The organism is Actinophytocola sp. (assembly GCF_036378875.1).
Lineage (GTDB): Bacteria > Actinomycetota > Actinomycetes > Mycobacteriales > Pseudonocardiaceae > Actinophytocola.
This window is the reverse complement of record NZ_DASUVO010000022.1, coordinates 160,080-180,122: the sequence shown is the minus strand read 5'-3', so window position 1 is coordinate 180,122 and position 20,043 is coordinate 160,080. Positions and strand designations below refer to the sequence as shown.

Sequence of the window (20,043 nt, the reverse complement as noted above, 5' to 3'; positions counted from 1 at the left end):
TCCCCGTGTCCGACGCGCTCTTCTGGGAACAACACGTCTGCCTCCCGCACTCCACGAGCGCGGAGGTCGGCGAGCTGCTCCGCTACGCCAGGCCGGGCGGCGCCTACATCTGCGTGAACGTGGGCTACGCGCCGACGACCGCCGCGCAGACGCGTGCCCTGCTGAACCACTTCCGCGCGGGGATCGAGCGGGACGACCACCTGATGCTCGCCGCGACCGTCGACGACGTCGACGCGGCACACGCCGACGACCGGATCGCCGTCGCGTTCGACCTCGAGGACGCCGGCCCGCTCGAGGGCGACCTCGACCTCGTGGCGGAGTTCTACGCCGCCGGCGTCCGCTCGCTCCTGCCGACCTACAACCTCCGCAACGCCGCCGGTTCTGGCTGCCTCGACACCCACGACGATGGCCTCACCCGCTACGGCCGCGACCTGGTCGCCAGGATGAACGAGGTGGGCATGCTCGTCGACGGCTCGCACTGCGGCATCCGCACCGCGCTGGACCTGTGTGCGGCGTCGACCGACCCGGTCATCTACTCCCACAGCGGTCTGCGGGCGGTGTGGGACCACCCCCGCAACATCACCGACGAGCAGGCCGTCGCCGTCGCCGAGACCGGCGGGGTGATCGGCATTCCCGGCGTGGGCATCTTCCTCGGGCCCAACACGGCCACCGTGGACGCCATGGTCGCTCACATCGACCACGCCGTGTCCCTGGTCGGCATCGACCACGTCGGCATCGGCTCCGACTTCGCCTTCGACGCCGACGACATCAACGCCGAGATCGCGCGCAACCCGCACCTGTTCCCGGAGTCGATGACCCGTTGGGGCCTGGTCCAACTGATCGAGCCGGAGACGTTGCTGCTGCTGGAATCCGCCCTCGCCGACCGCGGCTACGCGCCCGAGCACGTGGCCGCGATCGCCGGCGGCAACTTCCGGCGGGTGGCCACCCAGGTCTGGCAGCCACCGGCCGGGTGATCAGGCATCGCGGCGGCGCGGCTGGAGTGTGCCGGCGAGCGCGACGACGAGCAGTCCGGCCGCGGGTACCAGCAGCAGACCGAGGCGCAGGCTGGACGCGTCGGCTACCAGTCCGACCAGGGGTGGCGAGAGCAGGAAGCCAAGGCGCATCAGCCAGGAGACCACGGTCAGGCCCGTGCCCGGCCGGAGACCGGGCAGCTCGTCGGCTTCGTGCATCGCGGCGGGCACGAGCGTCGCGATGCCAAGACCGGCGGCCGCGAAACCGGCGATGGTCCCTGGCACGGTGGGAAACGCCAGCGCGATCCCCATTCCGCCCGCGGTGATGACACCGCCCGCACGGGCCACGGTTCGCTGGCCGAACCGGTCGACCAGGCGGTCCCCGACCATACGCCCGACGAACTGGGTGCCGACCAGCGCGATGAACCCGAACGCCGCGAGCGCGCCGGGCGCCTGCAAGGACCCGGACAGGTACACCGCCGCCCAGGAACTGCCGGCATCCTCCACGATCGTGCCTCCCATCGCGATCAGTACCAGCGCGCCGAGCACGAACATGGTGCGTGACCCGGCCGAGCGCGCGACCGTCGTCGGCACCTCCTCCTCGGCGGCGGTCCGGTCCGCGGCGTCGGGGCCGGGTAGGCAGTAGCGCAGGGCCACGAGCGCGACCACCGCGAACAGGACCGCGGATGCGGTCAGGTGAACGCCGCGGGACAGGCCGACGGCGATCGCGCCAGCGGCCATCGCCCCGCCGGTGACCGCGCCGATGGACCACACCGCGTGGAAGGAGTTGATGATCGAACGCCCGTAGCGGCGCTGCACCCGCAGCCCGTGCGCGTTCTGCGCGACGTCGGTGATGGCGTCCATCGCGCCGCCGAGGAACAACGCGGCGGCGAGGGCGACCGTGGACGGCGCCACTCCCGCGGCCAGCGTGGCCACGCCGGTGACCAGGGTGCCGGCCACCGCCACCCGCGCGGAGCCGAACCGGCGGACCAGCACCCCGGCCGCCAGGCCGGCCACGATCGCACCGGCCGGGAACGCGGCGACCGCGAGCCCGTAGGCGGCGTTGCCGATCCCGAGGTCGGCCTTGATCTGCGGGTAACGCGGCACGAGGTTGGCGAACAACGCCCCGTTCGTCAGGAACAGCACCGCCACGGCCACCCGCGCGGCCTGCTCTGGGTGGACGGCCGTCTCACCACTCATGCGTACGATCGTACGCATGACGGACTACTTCGCCGGTGACCCCCGCACGAACCGGGAGCGGATGCTTGCCGGTGACCTCTACGTCGCCGACGACCCGGAGAGCGCCCGCATCGCACAACGGGCGGTACAGCTGCTGGAGGCCTACCGACTCGACATGGTGGCCGGGCGAGCGGACGCCGCCCGCCGAACCCTGGCGGAGGTGCTGGGCACGCTGGGCGAGGACGCCGTGATCAGACCGCCGCTGTACGTCGACTACGGCGAGAACATCCACATCGGCGCCCGCACCTTCGTCAACTGCAACCTCACCGCGCTGGACGTCGCCACGATCACCATCGGCGAGGACTGCCAGATCGGCCCCGGTGTCCAACTGCTCACCCCGACCCACCCCGTCGAACCGCGACCACGCCGCGACAAGCTGGAAGCGGCCAGGCCGATCACCATCGGCGACAACGTCTGGCTCGGCGGCGGGGTCATCGTCTGCCCCGGCGTGACCATCGGGGACGACAGCGTCATCGGCGCCGGCGCGGTGGTCACCCGCGACATCCCCTCGGGCGTCGTCGCCGTCGGCAACCCCGCCCGCGTCACCCGCGAGATCTGAGCCCGTCGTGACCGACTCGCGCGGCACGGGCCGCCGCTACGACCCGGACAGACGAAACCGGATCATCGACGCCTGCCTCGACGTCATCGCCGACAGCGGCGTCGCAGGCGCCTCCCACCGCAGGATCGCCGCCGTGGCCGACGTGCCGCTCGGCTCGATGACCTACCACTTCACCGGCATGGACGAACTCCTCCACGAGGCCTTCGACCGCTTCGCCCGCACCGTCAACGACCAGTTCGAACGACGCATGACCGCCGCGACCGACCCCGCCTCCGCCCGCCAGGCCGTCGTGGACATCATCACCCGCGACGTCTTCGGCGACCAGCGCGACCTCGTCCTCACCCACGAGCTCTACACCCTCGCCGCCCGCGAGCCCGCCTACCGCGACATCACCAACGCCTGGATGGCCCGCAGCCGCCACGCCCTGGAACGACACTTCGACCCCGTCACCGCCCGCCTGCTCGACGCCCTCATCGAAGGCCTCACCATCCACCGCGCCCTGGACACCGAACCCCACGACCCCACCGCGGTCACCGTCGCCGTGGAACGCATGACCGGAATTGCCGACGACCCTTCATCGACCTGATCGTGGAAACCCAAATCCACCGATGATCTTGTCAGGGTGTTCGTACGGCGAGAGAAGGGTGCGGGCTGACCGGGCCGCTTCGCGGCTGCCGGGCGCACAGCAGCGCATCCGCTGGGTCCCGAAAGTCTCGTCCAGGGCATCGCCGATGTCTCGAAAGACCCGCTGATGACGGTCAACGACCCGAAAGCGTCGTTCAGGACAGCGCCGGTGGCACAAGCACGCCGTTCGCGGCACGGGGCTTCCCTCGCGATGCGGAAGCCGCCCGCGCAGCGGGCTTTGCCCGTCGGATCCGCAGAACCGCGCGCGGGCTGCATGATCACCGGCAAGCCGGAAGGTCCACAATAGAGAATTAACCGATCGCCCGGATCGCACTACAAAGCGTTCGTCCGTTTGGACCTCACGGGGATCGTCCGCCAGTACGATCGCGGGACAAATGATCAATTGGCGGGTCTCACGAAATATGTGTGATCACAATTGGTCTCATTGCGTCGCTCAACCGATTCTGTTAGCGTTCGCGGACTAAGGGGACCCCGCCACGCCACGCAGAATGCGTCATCTGAGTGACGCGTAATCGTCAGTGTCCTGAGGATGCCGACGCCTTCGCCTAGGGGGAAATCCCAATGACCACAAAGACTACGGGAACCCACAACGCCGCCTTACCCAGCAACCGCCGCGAGTTGCCGATCGTTTCGCTGGACGAGGCGCACGCGCCCAACAAGGTGCTCGCGCACGAGGACATGCTGCGGAAGTTCATCGAGGGCCAGGAGATCCAGCCGGTCCACATGCGGATCGGGATCATGGGCGCGTGCAACATGCGCTGCAACTTCTGCAACTTCCACTCCCCCAACGAAGAGAACTTCTACGACCTTTTCTCCTTCAAGGACCTGATCCACACCGACAAGGCGATCAAGCTGCTGCGGGAGTTCGCCGGCACGGGTGGCCGGGCAGTCACGTTCTGTGGCAGTGGCGAGTGCACGATCCACCCCGGCTACACCAGGATCTGCGGGGACGCGCACGAAGCCGGGTTGCGGCTCGGGTTGATCACCAACGGATCCCGCCTGCACACCGACGAGTTGGCCAGCTGTGTGACGGAAACACACACATGGGTGCGGATCGGCATGAACGCCGGCGCCGAGGAGACGTTCAACGAGATCACGCGGGACCGGGAGCACACCTTCTCCCGCTTCGTCACCGCGGTGCCCCGGCTGCGTGCGGAAGCACGTGACCCGGACTTCCGGGTCGGCTTCAACTTCGTGATCACCCAGCAGAACTACAAGGAGATCAGACAAGCGGCGGCACTGGCCAAACAGGCCGACGCGCACTACATCCGGTTCGAGCCCGAGTTCTACAGCGCGTTGGGACACGAGACGGTCGAATCCGTGATGTCCCAGGTGTCCGACGCGCTCACCGAGGTCGCACAGCTGTCGACACCGGACTTCGAGGTGTCGGTGCCCAAGCTCGACCGAGGCCCGATGGACGAGACCGAGGCGGTGGAAGGCGACTTCGAGCACTGCCACTACAGCCGGTTCGTGACGGCGGTCGGCGCCGACGGTCACCTTTACCCGTGCCCGCAGGTGCACCTCAACAGCCGCTACCGCATCGGGAACGTGTTGGAGGAGGGCTACGAGCAGGTGCTCGAGGGCGGCCCCCGCGCCGAGTGGGAGGCGTCCAACCCCCGGCGGACCGACCTGTGCAAGTCCTGTTTCTACCGGCCGCAGAACGAGTTGCTCGAATGGCTGCGCCGGGGCCAGATCTCACTCGACGACGCACTGGCTAGCTACCGCGTCGAAATCCCCCGGACGCTGCACGCCGACTTCGTCTGAGGGCGCGGGCATGAGCATCGACATGTTGACGAGCACTGTCAGCTCGAACGGCGCCGAACTGCCGTTCACCGCCGAGTTGTTCGCGCCGATGCGGGACAGCACCGCACTCGTGGCCGATCCGGCCGCGTTGCGCGCACGGCTGCGCGCGGACGGTTACCTGTTGCTGCGCGGGGTGCTCGACCGGGCCGCCGTGCTCCGGCTCCGGCAGTCCTATTTGGACACGTTCCCGGCGGACAGTGAACCACTGCCCGCGTATGGGGTGGCGGGCCATCCTGCCCACGACTTCGTGCGTTCGGCGGAGTTCGCTGAGTTCGTCGACCAGCAGGCGCTCGCGGACCTCGCCGCGACGCTGCTGGACGGTCCGGCTCACCGCCTGCCCCGTGCCATCCTGCGCCACTTCCACGGTGGCACCAGGCAGTCGTCGCGGGCACACACCGACTTCGACTACATGGACCAGGGTTCGGACGACCTGATCACCATGTGGCTCCCCGCCGGGGACTGCACGCCACAGGGCGGCGGTCTGGTGTACCTGGACGGTTCGTGCGACATCGAGCCCGAACGCCTCGCCGAGCTGCGCGCGGTGACCGACCGGACACACGATTCCCGGCCGTTGAGCCATGACCTCGGCTGGGTGGCACGCAAGCTCGGCCGGCGCTGGCTGTGGACCGACTACCGCGCCGGAGACGTCGCGATCCACACGCCACACCTGGTGCACGCGGCGCTGGACACGACCACCCCGACCGCGCGGGTGTCGGTCGACGTCCGGTTCCTCCGCGACGGCGCGCGGGTCGACAAGCGCTGGACCCGGCCGTGGTCCGCCGATGACGGCGCCTGACGGCGGGTCGTGGTGACCTGGCTGGTGGTCGGCGGGGCCGGCTACATCGGCGCGCACGTGGTCCGGCGACTGTGCGCGGCGGGCCGGCGGGTGGTGGTGCTCGACGACCTGTCGACCGGCATCCAGGCACGGGTGCCGCCCGAGGTGCCGCTGACGATCGCTTCCGTGCTCGACCCGCACGCGGTGCGCGCGGTGCTGGTCGAGCACGGTGTCGACGGCGTGATCCATCTGGCCGGCGCCAAGTCGGCGCCGGAGTCGGTGACGGATCCGCTGCGGTACTACCAACAGAACCTGGCCGCGCTCCAGGTGCTGATCGGTGCGATGGTCGAGCTTGGCGTCAGCAGGATGGTGCTCTCGTCCAGCGCGGCGGTGTACGGGGTGCCGCAACACCGCCTGGTGACCGAGGAGTCCCCGACCCGGCCGATCAACCCGTACGGGGAGACCAAGCTGCTGTCCGAGTGGCTGCTGCGCTCGGCAGGCGCCGCGTACGGGATCTCGTGGATCGCCCTGCGTTACTTCAACGTGGTGGGCTCCGAGGACGAGGTGCTCGCCGACCGTGGCGGGACGAACCTCTTTCCCTTGGTGTTCGGCCAGATCGCCGCCGGGCGGCCGGTGCTGGTAACCGGGTCGGACTACCCGACCAGGGACGGCACGGGGGTTCGGGACTACGTGCACGTCGCGGACGTCGCCGACGCGCACCTCGCGGCGATCCGGCGGCTGGACCGGTGCGCGGCGGCCGAGGTGTACAACGTCGGCACCGGACGTGGGCACTCGGTGCTGGAGGTGCTCGCGGCGGTGCGTGAGGTGACAGGCATGCCGGTCCGGTGCCGGGTGCTGCCACGGCGGCCCGGCGACGCGCCGGAGGTCGTCGCCGGGGTGGCGAAGATCGGCCAGGAACTGTTGTGGGAAGCCAGGAACGGGCTGCTGGACATGGTGCGCAGCACGTGGCGGACCTGGCTGCCGATGTCAGCGGCGTAACGCCCTCGCGATGAGAGCGTCCACAAGGGACGCGTCGCCGAGCGGGCACGCCGGCGTGGTGCCTTCTCTTGCGGCGCGGGCGAAGTCGACCACCAGTGGGGTGTGCGGGTTCGGCGCGAGACCGGCGTCCAACGGATCGAGCACGATCGTCCCGCCGGCGGTGGTGATCGTCATCCGGTCCACGGAAGGCCCGGCACCCCACGTGAACCGGCAGCTCGCGGTCGGGCCGGCCGGCCAGTGCAACCGCACCACCGCGGTTCGCTCGGCGCCGCCCGGAAACAGGTCGGCGGATAGCCCCACGACCGCTTCCGGTGGGCCGAACAGCCAGCACAGCAGGTCCAGCCGGTGGCTGCCGGCGTCGGCGAGCACCCCGCCGCCGGAGACGGAGAACTCGGTACGCCAACGCATCGGGTGATCAGGCGCGGGTTCGAACGGGGACCGGAAGTCGATCGACACCCGGCGAACCTTCTGCGTGGCAAGGGTTTCGCGCAGCTGCGCGAGTGCCGGGTTGAGCCGGCGGTAGTAGGCGACCCCGGCCGTCACGCCACGCTCGACGGCCAGCGCGGCGAGTGCCTCCGCCTCGGTCCGCAGCGCTCCCCCGAGTGGTTTCTCCACCAACACGTGCCGGCCGGCGTCGACCGCGGCCAGTGCCAGTGGCACGTGCGTGACCACCGGTGTGGCGACATAGACCGCGTCCACCTTGGCGAGCAGCGTGGCGAGTTCCGTTGTGGCGACCGGGATCCCGTGCTGGGTGGCGACCTCGTCGGCACGCCGCTGGTCACGGCCCCAGATGCCGACGACCTCCTCGCCAGCCTCCCGCAGCGCCGGCAGCACCCGGCGGACCACCACGTCCCCATACCCGGCGACCGCCCACCTCACGACACGCCCTCACTCGCTCCGTGGCACCGGAACGCTCCGCAGGCTCCGCTCCACCGGCGCCCTCCGCAAGTGCCGTCGTGTCCTGAATGTCGCTGGTTCGCTCCGCAAGCTCCGCTCACGGGCAGATCGCGACCTTGAGCACGTTCGGCGGCGGGCCGGAGTACACCTCCTCCCCCTCCGGGGCGAGCGTTCGGTTGGCCGACAAGCGGTCGATCGCGTCCGGCAGCTTCTCCAGCGGGTAGGTGTCGGTCAGCAGTTCGGCGAGCCGGATCCGGTCGTGGTCGACGAGCCGTTGGGCGATCGCCATGCTCTCCACCCGTGCCTGGTCGGTGGGTTCGGCCGCGGTGTGCAGCCGCAGGCCCTTCTTCTCCCACGCGACCATGTCGAACGTGACGTGCGTGTCGACGTGGTGTGTGCCGAGGAAGACCACCAACCCGTTCTGCCGCACCAGGTCCACGCACGCGTTGGCGGTGATGGGGGTGCCGACGGCCTCGATGGCCACGTCGAAGTCGGCGCCGATCGCACGCAACGCGGCCAGACCGCCGTCCACGTGCTCGGTCCGGTGGGCGCCGAGCTGCCCGGAGACCGCCAACCGCCAGGGGTCGAGGTCGGCCACCACGATCTCGGCCGCGCCACGCAGTGCGGCCGCCTGCAGTGCCATGAGTCCGACCGGGCCCTGGCCGATGATCACGACACGGTCGCCGAGGCGCACCCCTCTGGTGGCGTGCACGGCCAGCGGAAGCAGCTGGAGGATCGCGCCCTGCTCGAACGGGATCCGCTCCGGCAGCCGGCCGAGCGCGATCTGCCTGGCCAGCGCGAAGTCGGCGAACCCGGAGGTCAGCGGGGTCCGCACGAACACCCGCTCCCCCACGGAGAACCCGGTGACACCCGCACCCAGCTCGTGGACGGTGCCGGCGACCTCGTGGCCGAAGCAGCCGGTGGCGCAGTGATCGCGCAACCCGAAGTAGTGGTAGTAGGCCAGATCGCTGCGGTTGCACAGAGTGTTCGCGCGTACCTGGACAAGAACCTCGCCGGGGCCGGGAACGGGCACCGGCGCCGCGTCGTCGAGCCGGATCTCGTGGCGGCCCGTCAGTTCGTACCTACGCATCATCTCCCCCATCCCGCCCCCGCGCGGCGACGTAATCGGCCGTCGGCGCAACAGCAGATCAACCAGCCGGCGTACCCGGCGAGCGCCGTCACCCCCGGCGCGTGCCCGCCGTCCACCCAGCCGGACCCGTCATCACATAATCGGCTCTTCACCGTCCCATTCGCGGTGGCCGCGTACAACCGGCCACTCAGCCCGGTCATGGCGACCACCTCGGCCGCCTCGCCGATGCGCCGCCACGCCCGCTCGTCCCACAGCGTGGCGAGGGGAAGCGCCCACAGCGCGCCGTCCTCGGTCACGGCGAACAGGCTCTCGAAGCACACCGCGAGATCGCGGGTGCCCTCCGGTGCGCGGCAGAGCGGGTCCCAGTGCGCCGGCCCGGGCAGTGGCTCACGGAAGGCCACCGTACGGTCGGCGAAGAGGCCGTACAGGCCGACCGTGCGGCCCACGTTGGTCTCCCGTGGCGCGGCGAGTGCCAGCAGGCCGGGTGCGTCGTCGACGGTGCGCCAGGCGAGGTTCTGCGCACTGATGTCCCTTGTGGACAGTTTGCCGTGTTCGGTCACGCCGAACAACCGGTGCTCGCAGGCCGCGACCGAGCGGATACCCACGCTGGAGCCGATGTCCTCCCACTCCTCGACACCCCGCGGCGCCGAGAGCCGGTCCACGACGTTGGCGGTGATCCGGGCCACCGTCACGTCCGTCAGCCGGTTCACCCAGTTCACGGTGGCGGCGTTGAACACGGTGCCGAGACCACGTCGGAAGATGCCCATCGTGGCGTGGCCGCCCTGCCCGTAACCGCGCCAGTGCCGCAGGTCGGCCGTGGCCAGCACGACGAACTCGGGTGGGGTGCCGTCCCGGCCGGTCACCCGTGGGACACCGTCGATCTCCTCGAAGTCCGCGGCGTCGGTCTCGTAGCCGACCGCGCCGGTGGCGAACTCCTCCCCGTCGCGCAGCCCGGTGCCATCGAACACCCAGTGCTGCGCGAACCTGGCCGTGTAGCCGGCCTTCTCGACCAGGGACATGTCCTCCCAGCAGCCTGCGCCGCGCCGGAAGCTCACGCCGGTGAGGCTGTTCTCGGGGCGGTTGACCGGTGCGCTGGACCATTCGACGGTGACGCGACGCGGGTCGACCGCGGACATGGGGTCGCCGGCCGCGTCGCGGTAGCAGACCATCGTGCGCAGGTCGTCTTCGAACCGCACCTGCCACCAGCACGTGTTGCCGGTGAAGAACGCCAGGTTGCCGCCGGTGTCGACGAACGCCTCGACGTTGTCCCGCATCTCCCACGACCAGTACTCGTCGTGGCCGGCGCAGATCAGCAGCCGGTAGCGGTCGAGCCCGGCGGCGCCGGTGTGCAGGTCAAGGGCCGAGCAGTACTCGACCGTGCGGCCGGTGTCCGAAAGCCAGCGGTAGAACGGCATCTCCCAGTCGCCGGCGTTCTCCGGGCCGCCGCCGGGGCGGTCCAGTCGCACGCGCACCGCCCGGTCCGGCTGTTCGGTCAGGTACATCCCCTCACCCGGCACGCCGAGGTGGTTGTACGCCTCCCAGGTCGGGAACGGCACCGACACCAGGATCGCTGAGCTCGCGCCCGGATCCGCCGGGCGGACCACGAAGTGGGGCCTGCTCCGCTCGTCGCCGCCGTCGCCGAACTCGGCGCGGTACAGCGAACTGCGCCACGGCGCCTGGATGCTCCACACCGGGCCCTCGGCAACGCCGGTGTACACCTCGTGTCCCGTCACGACATCGCGGACGGACACCGGGAACCGGCCGGGCGGCAGGTGGAAGGCGAGAGTGTCGCCCTGACGCACGGAGGTGTCGCTGGCGTGGGCGAGCACCGTCATCGGGACGGCTCGCGGTCCGCTCGCCACGGCCCGGACAGCCGCCCGTATCCGTGGTCCGCACGCCAGCTCAACGGTTCCAGGTGGGCGTTGAACGGCGCGCCGCTGTCGTTGACCATGCGCGGGCGTGGGTGGTCCAAATGCAGGAACGCATCGGTGTGACGCGGGACGGGACCGAGCAGCTCGAGCCGGGCCAGCATGTCGTCGTCCTCACCGCCCCAGCCGGCGTACCGCTCGTCCAGGCCGCCGACCCGGTCGAACGCGTCCCGCGTGAGCCACAGGCAGGCGCCGGGCGGGCGCTTCAGCAGCAGGCCACGCAGCACGTCGAACGGCACGTCCGGCTCACCGGCTGCGATGCGGTCCCGGATCGCCCGGTGGCTAGCGGCGGCGTCCAGCGAGAACATGTCGACGTACGGCAGGTGCGCCGCGTAGGGATCGGCCAGCAGACGTTCACGGTTACGCGCGACGAACTCGCGGTCGGCGAGGATGTCGGCGTCGAACACGCACAGGTTCCTGGCGCGGCCGGCACTGTGCGCCACGCCAACGTTGATCGCCCACGACTTGTTGAACGGCCCGTCGTCCGGCAGGAAGAAGTACTGGTCCACGAGTGGTTCGACCACCTCGCGCCAGCGCGGCCGCTCGTCGGTCTCGACCACGGTGACCGCGACCGGCCAGGTCTGGTCCCGCAGTGCCAGCAGGCAGGTCACGAGGTTGCGCACCCGGTGCCCGCCGACGTTGTCGCGCAAGGAGATCACCACGAGCACGTCCGGGTCGTCGGCCGGCCGGAGCGGGCGGTCCGCCGCCCATTCCCGCACCAGTGCCAGGTCGACCGGCTCGACGTCGGGCCGGTATCCGCGACCGTGGTGGTAGTCGATGCGGATCGCGGGCGCGGCCCGGTCCAGCGCGGCGTGGATCGCGGCGTGCCGGTCCTGGTGTGCCGCCAGCAGGACCGCCAGCTCGCGCCGCAGCGGCTCCTCGGCGGTGATGTCCCACGGCCGTTCCGTGAGCCGCTGCAGGGCCGGCTCCGCGGCTGTTCCGGCGACCAGATCACCTATCTGGCCGATCACGCCAAGGTAGTACGGCCGGCTTTCCTCCCAGTAGTCGACCGCGATGTCGGCCACGGCCGGGTCGTAGGCCAGCACGACGTACCGAACCAGGCGTTCTGCGAGCTCCTCTAAGCCATCCGCCATGGTTACGCCGGTTCGATCGTCAGGTCGTCGAACGACACGGGGAAGCCGCTTCCTTCCGGTGCCGCGCACATCACGCCGACGAGTGCCTCCTGGCCCGCCGGCAGGTACACGAGCGACGCCAGCTCGTACTGTCGGCCGTCCAGTGAGTAGTGCACCTCGACGGCTTCGCTCTTGCGGTGCATGCGCAGCCAGATCGTCGACGTGCCCTTGGGCATGGTGGCGAACGCCCAGCTGGAGTGGCCGATGGTCACGACCGTGCTCAGCCGCAGCTGTCCGTCGAAAAGTTCGACGCCGGCCTTGAGCCAGTGCTCGGCGTCCACCCAGGCCATGACACCGGCCTGGTCGTACTGGTCGCGGTAGTTCCCTTCGACACGGGCCGAGACCGTGACGTCGCCCGGCACCGTCTCCCCGTAGATGTGCCCGCTGTCCCGCACGTAGCCGTAACCGGTCGTGTGCCAGAAGTCGGTGTCCCCATCGGCCGTCGCTTCGAGCAGACCCTCACTGTACGTCCACTGCTTCGGCTCGTTGCGCCAGTGCATTGCGGCACGGTAGCACCGGCTGAATCGAGCCGACAAGGTCTTCCGATGCTTGACGAAACCGTGGTGACATGGGCTAATCCTTCGGACGACATGGGGGTTTTCGCGGTGCAGCGTGACCGACTCGACGGGTTGCTCGCCGCTCGCCCGGCCGAGCGTGCGCAGGGGGCCGCGTTGCGAGCGGTGGTGGCGCGGATCGCCTCGGTGCGCCCGGCCCGTCTCACCACACTGAATGTCCACACAGGACAGACAGGCGACCTGATCCGCGAGCGGTACGAACTGCGGCACGAGCACCGGAGCTCGGTCCGTGCCACCCTTCTGCGCCCGCCCGGCACCGGCGCGCGGCCGGCGATCCTGGTGTGCCAGGGCCGCAACGCGCGGTTCGAACACGTCACCGGCGAGGAACCACCCGACTATCCCGACCGCAATGTCGCCGAGCGACTGGCCCGTGCCGGTTTCGTCACGCTGACACTGGACTACGGGCTGGACGGCGGTCTGCCCGCCGAACGGCTGGGTGGCCGCGACGAGGCCGTGGTGCTCAACCAGGCACTGGAACTGTCCGGGCGATCGCTGCTCGGCGTGCTCGTCGAGGACGCCGTCGCCGGACTCGACTGGCTGGCACGGCAACCGGGCGTCCAGAGTGACCACATTGGACTGTTCGGGCACAGCCTCGGGGCCGCGGTGGCACTGCACACCGCACTGGTGCGCGACCGCCCGCTTCCCGTGTGCACGGCGAGCCATCTCGGCGGTTACGCGACCCTCTTCGGCCGACTGCTGTCGCTGGGCGAAGGCACCGCACTGCCCGGCATCCTGCGCCACGCCGACCTCGCCGACCTGTACGGCGCGCTAGCTCCGGCGCGGCTGCAGATCCAGTACGGCACCGAGGACTCCCGTCTCGACCGCGAGGACGCGGCCGCGGCGGGCGAGACGGTCCGCAAACGCTACGCCGAGGTCGAGGCGGCAGACCAGGTCGAGGTGCTTGCCCTGCCCATGGGTCACGGCACCGGGACCACGCAGGCCGCCGAGTTCTTCGCCCGCGCCTTCGCCGACGAGGCGCGGCCCGTCGCGGTGCCCGCGGCCCGGATCGTCTTCGACCCGGCGGCCCGCGTGGAGATCACGGACCGGATCGACCGTGCGCTCGCTTCCGGCGCGCTGACGCTTGGCTCGTACGGTCGGCGATTGGAGGAACTCGCCGAGCCGTGGACCGGCCGCGCGACCGCCGCGGTCTCGTCCGGCTCGTCCGCGCTCGAGATCGCGTTCCGGATCGTCGGGGTGACGGGCCGGACGGTTCTGGTGCCGGTCAACACGTTCTTCGCCACCGCGGCGTCCGCGGTGCGGGCCGGCGCCACGGTCGACTTCGTGGACATGGAGCCGGACGGGCTGGGCATGGACCCCGTCGCCCTCGACGTCGCACTGTCCACACGGGACGATGTGGCGGCGGTCGTGCCGGTGCACATCGCCGGCGTGGTGTCGCCGGCACTGCGTGACGTGCTGGACACCTGCGCGTCACGCGGGATCACGGTGATCGAGGACGCGGCCCACGCGATCGGCAGCACGCTCGACGGCCGTCCCGCAGGCGCGTTCGGCCGGCTCGCCGCGTTCTCGCTGTACCCCACCAAAGTGGTCACCAGCGGGGAGGGCGGGCTGCTCGCCTGCGCGGAGGGCGCGGATCTCGAGGATGCGCGCCGGTACCGGGACCAGGGCAAGCTCTCCTTCGAGACCAACGTGCACGGCAGCCTCGGCAGCAACTGGCGGATGAGCGAGCCACACGCGGCGATCGGCATCGCCCACCTGGAACGGCTCGACCAGATGCTCGACGAGCGCCGGCGCCTGGCCGCCTGGTACGACGAGCACCTGCCGTCCGTGCCCCGCGTCCGGCCCCACCCGGTCCCGGACGGCGTGCGCACCAACTACTACAAGTACGTGGCCTTGCTGGACACCGACGTGTCCCGTCCCGAGCTGAAGCGGCGACTTCGTGAGCGGTACCGGGTGGCGCTCGCCGGCGAGGTGTACGACACGCTGCTGTCCGAACAGCCGTACTTCGCGGACGCCTTCGCCGGCCGCGTGTTCGAACACGCGTCCCGGTTCGCGCGCCACCACATCTGCCTGCCGCTGTTCAACGGCATGACCGAACGCCAGCAACAGACCGTGGTGGACGCGCTGCGCGCGGAGCTTTCATGAGCCAGCTCATACAAGCCTTCCGTGGCGGCCGGTGGTACGAGTCGCTGGACACCGCGGAGGTCGCCGACGGCTTACGGATCTGCCTGACGCCGGAGATCATGCTGCGGGACGACGCGCGGAAGGCCCCGGCCACCGAGTTGGACATGCCAGGCACCGCCCGGCGGGACATCCTCCGCCGGGCGGTGTCGTCGTTCCGTACCGGCGCGCCCGAGGTCGGCGGGATCGGGGCGCAGGACCCGGACACCTTCGCCGCGTCGCTCGGAGAGATCGCCGGCCTGCCGGAGCCGCTCGTGTGGCGGTGGTGCGACCTGCTGGCCACGTCGATCGAGGAGTTGGCCGACGCGGCACCCGACCGGCACAGCACGCTGGTCTGGCTGCCCGGCAACACGTTCACCTGTCTGGTGGCGGTGGCCGAGGCTGTGCTGCGTGGTTCGGTCCTGGTCGTGCGGCCGAGCACCCGGGAGCCGCTGTCCGCCGCCCGGTTCGTCGCCGCGCTGCTCGAAGCCGGCTGGCCGTCCCACCGGATTCGCTTCTGCCCCACCCGGACCGGAGCGCTGGACACGCTGCTTCGGGTCACCGACCGGCAGATCGTCTACGGCGGTGAGGCCGTCGCCGCCGCCGTCGGCCACATGTCCACTGTGGACCTGCGTGGACCCGGACGGGCCTGCGCGGTCATCGCGCCGGACGCCGACCCGGACGACACGGCCGCCTGGCTGGCCGGCCTGGTCGCGGCGGACTCGGGCCGGTTCTGCACCAACGTGTGCACGGTGGCGTGTCTCGGCGACCCGGCGCCCGTCGCCGGCCGGCTCGGTGAGCTGCTGGACGGCATCGAGCTGACACCGGCCGACCAGCGCTGGCCGGTGGGCTGGGTGGACGAGCGAACCGCCGCCCGCACGGCGGAGTTCGTGACGGAACGCGTCGCGGCCGACGACACCTTTGTGACCTCGCGCGAGCTGGTCGTCAGCGAGGGCGGCCGTACCTTCCTCTCCCCCACCTTGGTGCGATTGCCGTCGCCGGCCGGGCATCCGCTGGTCGGCTGCGAACTGCCGTTCCCGTTCGCGTCCGTGGTCGCCGTCGACGAGCCGGCGGCCCGGCAGCTCATGGCCCGGTCCCGGTTCGTCTACACCGCGGGAGTCACAGCATGACCGTCATATCGCTTGTGGACGCCATGCGGGAGCAGGTGGCGCCCATGCGTCACGACCGTGACGAGTGGACGCGCCGCATGATGCGCTGGCATTTCTCGGACGAGACCGGTTCCCCGTTCTGGTTACGCCGGAAGACCGAGCTGCCGTTCGACCCGATCCGCGACGTGACCGAGTACGCCGCGCTGGAACTGTTCGGCTACTTCGACAAGACGGCGCTGCGTGCGGCGCGGGCGCGGGACCTGTTGCCGAAAGGGTTCGCCGGCCGGCCGTTCCGGGTCGTGGAGACCGGCGGCACCACCGGCGCGCCATGCCGCGTCGTGGACGTGACCAGGGGCCCGTACGACGTGGCGATGTACCGGGTGATGCTGCGGGCACGCGGGCTGGAGGGCGGCGACATGCTGGCCATGACGCCGAGCGGACCGCACGCCTACGGACACTTCGTCGCGCGCCTCGCCGACAGCTGGGCCGGCGCCGTGCACTTCATCGACTTCGACCCGCGCTGGGTGAAGAAGTCGTTGCTCGCCACCGGGAACGCGCACGACTACGTGGCACACCTGATCGACCAGACCACGGTGTTACTCGCCGCGGAACAGCCCGACCTGCTGTTCACCACGTCCCGGCTGCTTCTGGAACTCGCCGCCGAGCTGCCGAAACCCCTTGCCCACTACGGAGTCCGCGCCGTGTGCACCGGCGGCACGTCCTGCTCGCCGGAGGAGGTTCGGTACCTGCGCGAGGAGCACCTCGACGGAGTGGCGTGGATCGACACCTACGGCAACACGTTGATGGGACACGCTCTGCAGGCGGACAGCGCTGAGAGCACCGGCGGCACGCACACCTACCACCTCCCGCCCCCGCTCGCCTTCATCGAGGTGGTGGACCCGGCGGCGCCGGAACGGCGGGTCGCCCATGGCGAACGTGGCCGCGTGCTGGTGAACACGCTGTTGGAAGACCTGTTCATCCCCAACCTGCTCGAGCGGGACAGCGTGCTCCGGGTTGGTCCGCACGAGTGGTTCCCCTGGGACGGCGTGGCCGAGGTCAGGCCGTACGTCGACGACGAAGCCGAAGCGACCGAAGGCGTGTACTGATGGACGAGCGACACGACCCCGCCAGAGCCCGGTGGGCGGTAGCGGGACTGTTCTTCATCGTCGGCATCGTCATCAGCACGTGGTTCACCCGCATTCCGCAGTTCAAGACGGGGTTGTCGCTCTCCGACGCGGAACTGACCGTCGCGCTGCTCGCGCCGACCGTCGGCGCGCTGACGGGCATGCAGTTCGCCGGCAGACTCACCGCCCGCTACGGCAGCGCACCGATCGCCCGTGTCACCATCGTCCTCGCGCCCGCCGCGCTGCTCATCCCGGCCGCGTCCGGCGACCTGGTGACCGCGTTCGTCGGACTGCTGGTCTTCGGCGTCGTCGACGGGATCGCCGACGTCGCAGCCAACGCACAGGGCGTGGCGGTGGAACGTCAACTGCGCCGTCCCGTCCTGTCCGGCATGCACGCCGCCTGGGGCATCGGTGCCATCATCGGTGCCCTGTCCGGCGGCGCCGCCATCGCCACCGGACTGACCGTCCTGCAACACTTCGCGGTGATGGCCGCCGTCACGGTCGTGCTCGCGCTCGTGGCCGGCAGCCAGCTGCTCCCGGCCGGCGTCGACCGCAGCCAGACCGACCGGGAGAGTCCGAAACGGACGTCGTGGCGTACCGGTTGGACCCGCCGGGTGCTCGCACTCGGCCTGCTCGGCGGCGCCGCGATGCTCTGCGAGGGTGCGATCTCCAACTGGAGCGCGGTGTTCCTGCACGACGAGCTGGCCGCGACCGCCGCCGTCGCCTCGCTGGGCTACTCGGTGTTCACCGTCGTCGAAACGGCGACCCGGCTCGTGGGTGACGGCGTGCGCCGCCGGGTCGGGCCAGTGCCGGTGGTTCGGGTGTCGGTGGCACTGGCCATCGCCGGGCTCGCCTTGGTGCTACTGGGTTCCCCATCGGACATCGTGTGGTTGGCCATCGTGGGCTTCGGTCTGCTCGGTGCGGGCCTGGCGGTGCTGAACCCGATCGTGTTCAGCGCCGTGGGGCACGGAAGCGTGCAGGACACGGGTTCCGCAGACACGGCGGGCGCGGCGATCGCCCACTACACGACCATGAGCTATGGCGGGGTGCTCGCCGGGCCGGCCATCGTCGGCTGGCTGTCGGGGGCGATGGGGTTGACCGCCGCACTGGCGTGTCTGCTGGTGCCGTTGGTGGGCATCGGCCTGTTCGCCCGCGTGACCGCGGCGGCGGAGCCGGCGGTCGCCGACTGACCTCGCCGTTCCACCGGGACTTGATCGAGACTCCAGCACGGGAACGACATGCTGAGCGGGGGCACATTCATCATTCCCAATCGAGTGGGAGATCACGTTGACCGGTCCCGTGTTGAGCATCGTCATGCCAACCTACAAGGATGCCCACAGCGTCAAGTACACGCTGCGGTCGCTGAGCCGGCAGACCCTGCCGGCCGACCAGTTCGAAGTCGTGCTCATCTGCGACGGCCCCGGCGAGGGGTACGAGGGCATCGAGGAGTACGCGCAAGGAATCGACTTACAGATCACCGTATTGCCGCGACGCAGGGGCCGGTCGGCGGCACGTAACGCCGGGCTCGCCGAAGCCGTCGGCCAGACCGTGCTCTTCCTCGACAGCGACTGCTACGCGCATCCGGAGTTGCTGAGCCGCCACGTGGCGTTCCACGAAGGACAGTCGACACCCCGGGTGTTGTTGGGCGTGCGGCACGAGCTCGACTTCGTGCAGTTGGGCTTCGTCCACCGCGACGAGCCGGTCCCGGACGAACTGCTCACCCAAGTGCGTGAGGGGACCAGGTTCCTCGGCGTCCTGGAGACCGACCTCGCGAAGTGCATGGAAACGCCGTGGTTGTTCGCGCACAGCAACAACGTCTCCGTGCCGGCCGAGACGCTGGCCGAGATCGGTGGGTTCAACGAGGAGTTCGGCACGAAGTGGGGCTGGGAGGACACGGAGATCTTCTACCGTGTCTACCAGCAACTGGGCGGGGACGACCGCGCGTTCCAGACGGACACCGAGGCGGTCTGCTTCCACCTGCCCAAGTACCGGGACCCGCGGCGGGAGTACCTGGACTTCTTCGACAACCAGGCCGCGGTCAAGCGGCTCTACCCGCACTACGACTTCGAACTGAACTCCCTGCGGATCCCGGTCACCGTCGCGGCGAAGATCCGTTACTACCGGGAGGTCATTCGGGACTGCGTCGAGGCCAAGGCATGCCGGCTCGCGCCGGTGTGGACCTGGGTCGAACCCAGACTCGCCGAGGAAGGCGGCCGCGCCTTGTTCATCGGTATGGGCACGAACGAGATCCCGTTGCCCGACGGCACCCTGACCTTCGACCACGAGGCACCGCCGTCGGCAACGAACTTCCATCTCATCGGCACGGAGATACCCACACAGGACGCCGCGCTCGACGTGGTGGTGAGTGTCGACTTCTGGCGATGCCTGCAGTGGGAGGAGTTCTGCGCCTTCCTCCGCGACGCGACGCGCGCCGCGCGGACCGTGTTGCTCGTCCACACCGTCGACGCCAAGCTCCCACACCAACCACTCCAGGAGCAGAGCGAGCTGGACTTCCTGCTCGAGGTGCTGTCCCACGACTTCGTCCCGACCAAGGAAGTCACCGGCGACATCACGGGGATCACGGTGCGACGCCGATAACCGGTCGACACAGAAGTAGGCCCCCTTCGAGAATTCGAAGGGGGCCTACTTCTGGTCACTTGGCGACGTACACGCTGTTGGCGAGGAAGGACAGGGTGGGGACGCTGGTGTTCCCGTCGACCGGGTAGGGCCGGCCCGTGCAGTCGGCGCTCGCGAACAGGCTGGCGGTGTGCCTGCTGGTGTTGATCACGGAACGGGCGCGTTCGCCCCAGCCGTGCTGGACCAGGTCCACGCAGACCCCGCCCGAGCCGAGCGGGCTGGCGGTGAGACTCGCGCCGCCGTATCGCTGCTCCTCCCACAGGCACAGGGTGTTGGCGTACCCGCAGGTTCCCGCGGCGGCCGCCGCGGGTGCCAACGCGACCGTGACACCGGTCAGGAGCAGGCCGGCCAGCGCGGCGGCCAGCGTTCTGGATGCGTGAGGACGTCTCATGGCTACTCCTTTGTAGACTGTACACAATGGATGACCGACGGCGCTTCACG

The 20,043-nt window shown here is 70.1% G+C and carries 18 protein-coding genes; 11 read left to right on the top strand and 7 right to left on the bottom strand.

Annotation, left to right across the window (positions count from 1 at the left end; all coding sequences use genetic code 11):
• Nucleotides 1-5 precede the first annotated feature (5 nt).
• On the top strand, nt 6-974 hold the full coding sequence (locus tag VF106_RS06635) for a dipeptidase (protein WP_330838679.1): 969 nt from the start codon (nt 6-8) through the stop codon (nt 972-974).
• On the opposite strand, the gene VF106_RS06630 is transcribed toward VF106_RS06635, so the two are convergent.
• On the bottom strand, nt 975-2,171 hold the full coding sequence (locus VF106_RS06630; protein WP_330838678.1) for an MFS transporter: 1,197 nt from the start codon (nt 2,169-2,171) through the stop codon (nt 975-977).
• Nucleotides 2,172-2,187: 16 nt separating this feature from the next.
• On the opposite strand from VF106_RS06630, the gene VF106_RS06625 reads away from it, so the two are divergent.
• The 5 genes from VF106_RS06625 (at nt 2,188) to galE (ending at nt 6,991) form a co-directional block, all read left to right on the top strand.
• Nucleotides 2,188-2,769, top strand: coding sequence for a sugar O-acetyltransferase (locus VF106_RS06625; protein ID WP_330838677.1), 582 nt, complete (start codon nt 2,188-2,190; stop codon nt 2,767-2,769).
• Nucleotides 2,770-2,776: 7 nt separating this feature from the next.
• Nucleotides 2,777-3,355 carry a TetR/AcrR family transcriptional regulator gene (locus VF106_RS06620; RefSeq protein ID WP_330838676.1) on the top strand — a complete coding sequence of 193 codons (579 nt, stop codon included), beginning with the start codon at nt 2,777-2,779 and terminating at the stop codon, nt 3,353-3,355.
• A gap of 620 nt (nt 3,356-3,975) precedes the next feature.
• Nucleotides 3,976-5,178, top strand: a complete 1,203-nt coding sequence (locus VF106_RS06615) for a radical SAM protein (protein WP_330838675.1) — start codon at nt 3,976-3,978, stop codon at nt 5,176-5,178.
• 10 nt (nt 5,179-5,188) lie between these two features.
• Nucleotides 5,189-6,013: a phytanoyl-CoA dioxygenase family protein gene (locus VF106_RS06610; RefSeq protein ID WP_330838674.1), complete on the top strand. Its 825-nt coding sequence runs from the start codon at nt 5,189-5,191 to the stop codon at nt 6,011-6,013.
• Nucleotides 6,014-6,025: 12 nt separating this feature from the next.
• Entirely contained in the window at nt 6,026-6,991 is a 966-nt protein-coding gene (gene galE / locus VF106_RS06605; RefSeq protein ID WP_330838673.1) for a UDP-glucose 4-epimerase GalE, read from the top strand.
• On the opposite strand, the gene VF106_RS06600 is transcribed toward galE, so the two are convergent.
• The 5 genes from VF106_RS06600 to VF106_RS06580 form a co-directional block, all read right to left on the bottom strand.
• Nucleotides 6,980-7,870, bottom strand: a complete 891-nt coding sequence (locus VF106_RS06600) for a Gfo/Idh/MocA family protein (protein WP_330838672.1) — start codon at nt 7,868-7,870, stop codon at nt 6,980-6,982. The two genes, galE and VF106_RS06600, sit on opposite strands and share 12 nt — an antisense overlap.
• A gap of 115 nt (nt 7,871-7,985) precedes the next feature.
• A complete protein-coding gene (locus tag VF106_RS06595) occupies nt 7,986-8,978 on the bottom strand; it encodes a zinc-dependent alcohol dehydrogenase (RefSeq protein ID WP_330838671.1) in 993 nt (330 codons plus the stop codon).
• Nucleotides 8,978-10,813, bottom strand: coding sequence for a N,N-dimethylformamidase beta subunit family domain-containing protein (locus VF106_RS06590; RefSeq protein WP_330838670.1), 1,836 nt, complete (start codon nt 10,811-10,813; stop codon nt 8,978-8,980). Before VF106_RS06590 ends, VF106_RS06595 begins: the two co-directional genes overlap by 1 nt.
• Nucleotides 10,810-12,000, bottom strand: a complete 1,191-nt coding sequence (locus VF106_RS06585; RefSeq protein ID WP_330838669.1) for a galactosyltransferase-related protein — start codon at nt 11,998-12,000, stop codon at nt 10,810-10,812. The genes VF106_RS06590 and VF106_RS06585 overlap by 4 nt, the downstream gene beginning before the upstream one ends.
• Before the next feature lie 2 nt (nt 12,001-12,002).
• Nucleotides 12,003-12,539, bottom strand: a complete 537-nt coding sequence (locus VF106_RS06580; RefSeq protein WP_330838668.1) for a DUF1349 domain-containing protein — start codon at nt 12,537-12,539, stop codon at nt 12,003-12,005.
• Between the two features lie 45 nt (nt 12,540-12,584).
• Here VF106_RS06580 and VF106_RS06575 point away from each other — a divergent pair, with 45 nt between their 5' ends.
• From VF106_RS06575 to VF106_RS06555, 5 genes are all read left to right on the top strand, one after another.
• On the top strand, nt 12,585-14,717 hold the full coding sequence (locus VF106_RS06575) for a DegT/DnrJ/EryC1/StrS family aminotransferase (protein WP_330838667.1): 2,133 nt from the start codon (nt 12,585-12,587) through the stop codon (nt 14,715-14,717).
• Nucleotides 14,714-15,862 (top strand): aldehyde dehydrogenase family protein, encoded by a 1,149-nt coding sequence (locus VF106_RS06570; RefSeq protein WP_330838666.1) that lies wholly within the window; start codon nt 14,714-14,716, stop codon nt 15,860-15,862. The genes VF106_RS06575 and VF106_RS06570 overlap by 4 nt, the downstream gene beginning before the upstream one ends.
• Nucleotides 15,859-16,947: a phenylacetate--CoA ligase family protein gene (locus tag VF106_RS06565; RefSeq protein WP_330838665.1), complete on the top strand. Its 1,089-nt coding sequence runs from the start codon at nt 15,859-15,861 to the stop codon at nt 16,945-16,947. The genes VF106_RS06570 and VF106_RS06565 overlap by 4 nt, the downstream gene beginning before the upstream one ends.
• Entirely contained in the window at nt 16,947-18,155 is a 1,209-nt protein-coding gene (locus tag VF106_RS06560) for an MFS transporter (RefSeq protein WP_330838664.1), read from the top strand. Before VF106_RS06565 ends, VF106_RS06560 begins: the two co-directional genes overlap by 1 nt.
• Nucleotides 18,156-18,279: 124 nt before the next feature.
• On the top strand, nt 18,280-19,563 hold the full coding sequence (locus VF106_RS06555) for a glycosyltransferase (RefSeq protein WP_330838663.1): 1,284 nt from the start codon (nt 18,280-18,282) through the stop codon (nt 19,561-19,563).
• A gap of 55 nt (nt 19,564-19,618) precedes the next feature.
• Here the strand turns inward: VF106_RS06555 and VF106_RS06550 are convergent, their stop codons facing one another.
• Entirely contained in the window at nt 19,619-19,993 is a 375-nt protein-coding gene (locus VF106_RS06550; RefSeq protein ID WP_330838662.1) for a peptidase inhibitor family I36 protein, read from the bottom strand.
• Nucleotides 19,994-20,043 lie beyond the last annotated feature (50 nt).